This is a genomic window from Agarivorans sp. (assembly GCF_050295395.1).
Classification (GTDB): Bacteria; Pseudomonadota; Gammaproteobacteria; order Enterobacterales; family Celerinatantimonadaceae; genus Agarivorans.
Window position 1 is genome coordinate 1 of sequence record NZ_JBNKPP010000181.1, and the last position, 4820, is coordinate 4820.

Consider the following 4820-nt stretch of genomic DNA (forward strand, 5'->3'; position numbering starts at 1 on the left):
GACAGCCACATCATCACTACAGAGAATTTACCTAAAGCACTACAACTGCTAGTTCGCGGACGAGTGGATGCGATTCCCTCTGAGCCTGAGGCCATTATGAATACCGCCAACTCGATGGGCTATAACGTGGAACAATTTGAAATAGTTTATAAACTAGGAAATCTACAAGGGTGTTATGCTTTTAGCCAAGGAAGCGATGGAGATTATTTAAAACGCTTTCGAGCGGCTTTAGACGAAGTGACTCAAAGCGAGCAATACCAGCAGCTATTAGACAAATATCAGTTGTAAAAAAAGCAGCCGAGGCTGCTTTCACATAAACCTTAAGCCTTGCGCCATGTGGTACCACCAGCACCATCTTCCAGCACAATACCCATTTGGCTCAATCTATCTCGTGCTACATCGGCAGCAGCCCAGTCTTTATCGGCACGCGCTTGATTGCGAGCGGCAATTAAGGCCTCGATCTCGGCGGTTTCACTATCATGCTCACCTTGCAGGAAACTCTCCACGTCTTGAGCAAGAATACCTAATACCCCGCCCAGCTCTAACATTAAGCTAGCCAATTGTCCGGCCTGCTGAGTGTCACTATCTTTGACACGATTAAGCTCTTTAGCCAGTTCAAACAGCACCGGTAGCGCTTCAGGCGTATTAAAATCATCATCCATTGCCGCTTTGAAAGGTTCTCGGTAGGCACTTGCTCGTTGCTCATCAGTCGCAACCAACTCAACTCCACGCAAGGCCGTATATAAACGTTCCAAAGCAGCTCGCGATTGTTTCAAGTTTTCTTCCGAGTAATTTAGCTGACTACGGTAATGCCCCGACAATAAGAAATAACGCACCGTTTCAGGATCATAGACTTCTAACACATCTTTAATGGTAAAGAAGTTACCTAAAGATTTAGACATTTTTTCTTTATTCACCTGAACCATGCCCGAGTGCATCCAATAATTCACATAATTGGTTTTATGGGCACAGCAAGACTGAGCAATTTCGTTCTCGTGATGAGGAAAGGCTAAGTCAGAACCCCCACCATGGATGTCGAACACCTCACCTAGATGTTTCATGTTCATTGCCGAACATTCGATATGCCAACCAGGACGACCTTTACCCCAAGGCGAATCCCACATAGGTTCACCGGGTTTAGCACTTTTCCATAATACAAAATCGAGAGGATTACGTTTTTCTTCTTCCACTTCAACGCGCGCTCCCGCCTGCAGCATCTCTAAATTTTGCAGGCTTAACTTGCCATAATCGGCAAAGCTACTCACCTCAAACAATACATCACCACTGGCTGCTACATAGGCGTGCCCGTTAGCAAGCAACTTTTCAATCACCTGAATAATTTCAGGCATGTGGGTAGTCACACGCGGCTCGATATCGGGACGTAGCATATTCAAGGCATCGAAATCTGCGTGCATGGCTGCAGTGAAGCGCTCTGTTAGCGCTTCACAGCTTTCGCCATTTTCCGCAGCACGCTTAATGATTTTATCGTCCACGTCGGTAATATTACGCACGAAAGTCAGCTGATAACCAGACCAGCGTAAGTAGCGAGCGACCGTATCAAAAGCCACAAAGGTACGCGCATGGCCGATATGACAATAATCGTAAATGGTGACTCCACACACATACATTCCCACCTTACCTTCCACTAAAGGCTTAAACGCTTGTTTCTTGCGGGTTAAGGTATTGTATATCTGCAACATCTAATTGGTTTCCTGTTCCATTTACTACGGGGGAGCTAAAGTCGGCTATTCTACCACTGCCGCAAAGGAAAAACAGCCGAATTAAGCTTGGTGACTAGTCAGCCCGCATGGGAAAGTTTAGAATCGATGCACTTAGCAAAAAAGGGTGAAAAAATGCTTACTTTACATACAAACTTTGGCGATATTGTGGTTAAACTGAATACCGAACAAGCGCCAGAAACAGCAGCTAACTTCTTGGCTTACGCTCAAGAAGGCTTTTACGACAATACCATCTTTCACCGAGTCATTGACGGCTTCATGATCCAAGGTGGCGGTTTTAAATCTGGCATGGAAGAAAAAACCACCAAAGCACCAATTAAAAATGAAGCCAATAACGGTTTATCAAACAAAACCGGTACCTTAGCTATGGCCCGCACCATGGATCCTCATTCAGCGTCTGCGCAGTTTTTCATTAACGTAAACGACAATACCTTTTTAGACTTTAAAGCCGAAACCACCGAAGGTTGGGGCTACTGTGTATTTGGTGAAGTCGTTGAAGGCATGGATGTAGTGAACAAAATTAAAGGTGTGGATACAGGCAACTTTGGTTATGTTCATGCTGACGTCCCCTTAGAAGAAGTAGTGATTAACTCTGTGAGCATTGCGGAATAAGCCCTCGTGCCCACTTACTTCATCTCTGACCTCCACCTCAGTGAAGATCGGCCCGATATTATTCGGGCTTTTCTTGATTTTATGCAACAACAGGCTAGCCAAGCCGATGCCCTATACATATTAGGTGACCTGTTTGAATTTTGGATTGGTGACGACGATAAAACCCGCGTCGCTAAACAAGTAGAACAAGCAATAAAAACACTGACCGATGCTGGAGTAGCCTGTTATTTCATTCACGGTAACCGTGACTTCATGATAGGTAAAGCCTATGCCAAACGTTGCGGCATGCAACTGCTGGAGGAAGAAGAATTAGTCGAACTCTATGGTAAGAAAGTGCTGATTTTACATGGCGATACCTTGTGCACTGACGATGTAGGCTATCAAGAGTACCGCGCTGTTACCCAAAAACGCTGGCTTAGAAAGCTGTTTCTATTGCTTCCGCTGTTCATTCGTCAGCGAATTGCCAATAAAATCCGTAGTAAAAGTAAACAAGCCAATACCAGCAAATCGCTAGGGATCATGGATGTCAATCAGCAAGCCGTTGAACAACGTTTTGCCGAATACCCCATCGATTACATGATTCACGGTCATACCCACCGCCCCAAAATCCACACCCTAAAGCAAGCTCAAGACCAAATCAAATACCGTGTAGTGCTAGGAGACTGGTACCAACAAATGAGCGTGCTGAAAATCGAACCAAGTGGATTAAGCTTAAGTGCCAACGACCAGTTTGAGAAGCTTGAACTAGCTCAATAAATTAACTTTTAAATAGTGATGAATGACCGAATAAATGCCAGCCATTTTTAAATAAAATGACTGGCTATCAGTAACTAAGCTAAAAAGCGGCTAATTCGCCACCCAAATTAACTACTTGACGATTACTGACTCTTAGCGCATAACTTATAGCGAATGTTGCATTAATGTTAACAAAGCGAGGCAGAGTTATGTTATTCAGTCATGTTTGGGGACTAGCTTCTCACACCAAGGAAGAGTGGCAAGACATTGATAAACACCACGAAGGCTTAGGTTCAAGCTTGGCCCATTTATTATTAATGGCTTTAATACCCGCGATTTGTGGCTATTTTTCTAGCGTGCACATTGGCTGGAATATTGGCAATAATAGTTTCTCTCTCACCCATGAAAGCGCCATTTTTATGTCTATTGCTATGTATGCGGCAATGGTCACCGTGGTACTTTGCCTAGCCTACGCCGCATTGTGGATGGCAAAGACCTTTAATACCGAAACCACTTACCAGCAAACCCTTGAGTTGTCGGCTTACGTGGCCACTCCTTTATATATGGTAGGCTTCGCTGCGCTTTACCCCGAACCTTGGTTTGTGATGGTAGCAGGCTTAGTCGGGGTCACTTATGCTGTTTATCTGCTATATACTGGCGTTCCCATTATCATGCACATTCCCGAAGAGCGCGGTTTCATTTTCGCCAGTAGCCTAGTCACCGTGGGGCTAGTTATGCTGGTTACCGTGCTAATAGCCACCGTGATATTATGGTCGACTGGCGCAGGACCTGTTTTCTCCCATTAGCCAAAGACAAGTGCGCAATAAAAAAGCTCGCATTTAGCGAGCTTTTTGCTGTTTGATCTACTTTAACCGTCTTCTCTTAGCCGCTTGGCTTTGCGCACGAGTGCGATGTTTACGCACCGATTTACGAATCCGTTGACTACTACGAACCCTGTCAGCCACTTTTATTACGGTATTCTGTTCTTTGCTCAACTGAACCAATTGACGTAAGTAATTTACTTGCTCCAACGGCATTTCTTGCCAGCCACTGCGCGGTAAACCTTTTGGTAGGGGAATTAAGCCATAACGCACTCGAATCAGTCGACTCACCTGCATACCTTGTGATTCCCACATACGGCGCACCTCACGATTGCGCCCTTCACTCAAGGTAACCGAATACCATTGATTGATGCCCTCTCCGCCCTGACGTTTTACTGAAGTGAAAGCGGCGCGGCCATCTTCTAGCTCTACCCCATGGCGTAGATTTCGAATCACCTCGTCATTTACGTCACCAAAAACCCGCACCGCATATTCGCGCTCCACTTCAAAGCTAGGGTGCATTAAGCGATTAGCCAATTCGCCATCGGTGGTGAAAAGCAATAAACCAGAGGTATTAATATCAAGACGTCCTACCGCGATCCATCTGCCATGTTGTAAACGAGGTAGGCGATCAAATACCGTTTCGCGTCCTTCAGGGTCACTTCGAGAACAAATTTCCCCTTCTGCTTTATGATAAGCAAGTACCCTGCAAATGCTATCTTCGACTTTTTGAATGTCGATGAGCCTGCCATCAACCCTGACTTCAGCCCCTTCTTCGATGCGATCGCCTAATTTGGCCTTTTCTCCATCGACGCTCACTCTCCCTGCATCAATTACAGCTTCCATCTCACGACGAGAGCCTAAACCGCTGCGGGCTAGGACTTTTTGAAGTTTTTCACTCATTTTACAAATC

Annotated in this window: 6 protein-coding genes; 4 read left to right on the top strand and 2 right to left on the bottom strand. The window is 45.4% G+C overall.

All coding sequences use genetic code 11. The annotated features are described in order from the left end of the window. The coding region (locus ACQY6Q_RS10790) for a hypothetical protein (RefSeq protein WP_427981261.1) at positions 1–288 on the top strand (288 nt) is incomplete at its 5' end. A gap of 32 nt (positions 289–320) precedes the next feature. On the opposite strand, the gene cysS is transcribed toward ACQY6Q_RS10790, so the two are convergent. Beyond that, positions 321–1700 carry a cysteine--tRNA ligase gene (cysS, locus tag ACQY6Q_RS10795; protein WP_427981263.1) on the bottom strand — a complete coding sequence of 460 codons (1380 nt, stop codon included), beginning with the start codon at positions 1698–1700 and terminating at the stop codon, positions 321–323. A 153-nt stretch (positions 1701–1853) separates the two neighbouring features. On the opposite strand from cysS, the gene ACQY6Q_RS10800 reads away from it, so the two are divergent. The 3 genes from ACQY6Q_RS10800 (at position 1854) to ACQY6Q_RS10810 (ending at position 3892) form a co-directional block, all read left to right on the top strand. Continuing rightward, positions 1854–2351 (top strand): peptidylprolyl isomerase, encoded by a 498-nt coding sequence (locus ACQY6Q_RS10800; protein ID WP_427981265.1) that lies wholly within the window; start codon positions 1854–1856, stop codon positions 2349–2351. Between the two features lie 6 nt (positions 2352–2357). Further along, the gene (lpxH, locus tag ACQY6Q_RS10805) at positions 2358–3107 is read left to right on the top strand and encodes a UDP-2,3-diacylglucosamine diphosphatase (RefSeq protein WP_427981267.1); all 750 of its coding nucleotides are present in this window, start codon (positions 2358–2360) and stop codon (positions 3105–3107) included. Between the two features lie 188 nt (positions 3108–3295). Further along, on the top strand, positions 3296–3892 hold the full coding sequence (locus tag ACQY6Q_RS10810) for a Yip1 family protein (protein ID WP_427981269.1): 597 nt from the start codon (positions 3296–3298) through the stop codon (positions 3890–3892). A 57-nt stretch (positions 3893–3949) separates the two neighbouring features. On the opposite strand, the gene rluB is transcribed toward ACQY6Q_RS10810, so the two are convergent. Next, positions 3950–4810 carry a 23S rRNA pseudouridine(2605) synthase RluB gene (gene rluB, locus ACQY6Q_RS10815; protein WP_427981271.1) on the bottom strand — a complete coding sequence of 287 codons (861 nt, stop codon included), beginning with the start codon at positions 4808–4810 and terminating at the stop codon, positions 3950–3952. Between the last annotated feature and the right edge of the window lie 10 nt (positions 4811–4820).

Bases quoted from the DNA above. Each gene is read 5' to 3' on its own strand.
- ACQY6Q_RS10800 (WP_427981265.1), top strand. From the start codon at position 1,854: ATGCTTACTTTACATACAAACTTTGGCGATATTGTGGTTAAACTGAAT.
- rluB (WP_427981271.1), bottom strand. From the start codon at position 4,810: ATGAGTGAAAAACTTCAAAAAGTCCTAGCCCGCAGCGGTTTAGGCTCT.
- cysS (WP_427981263.1), bottom strand. From the start codon at position 1,700: ATGTTGCAGATATACAATACCTTAACCCGCAAGAAACAAGCGTTTAAG.
- ACQY6Q_RS10810 (WP_427981269.1), top strand. From the start codon at position 3,296: ATGTTATTCAGTCATGTTTGGGGACTAGCTTCTCACACCAAGGAAGAG.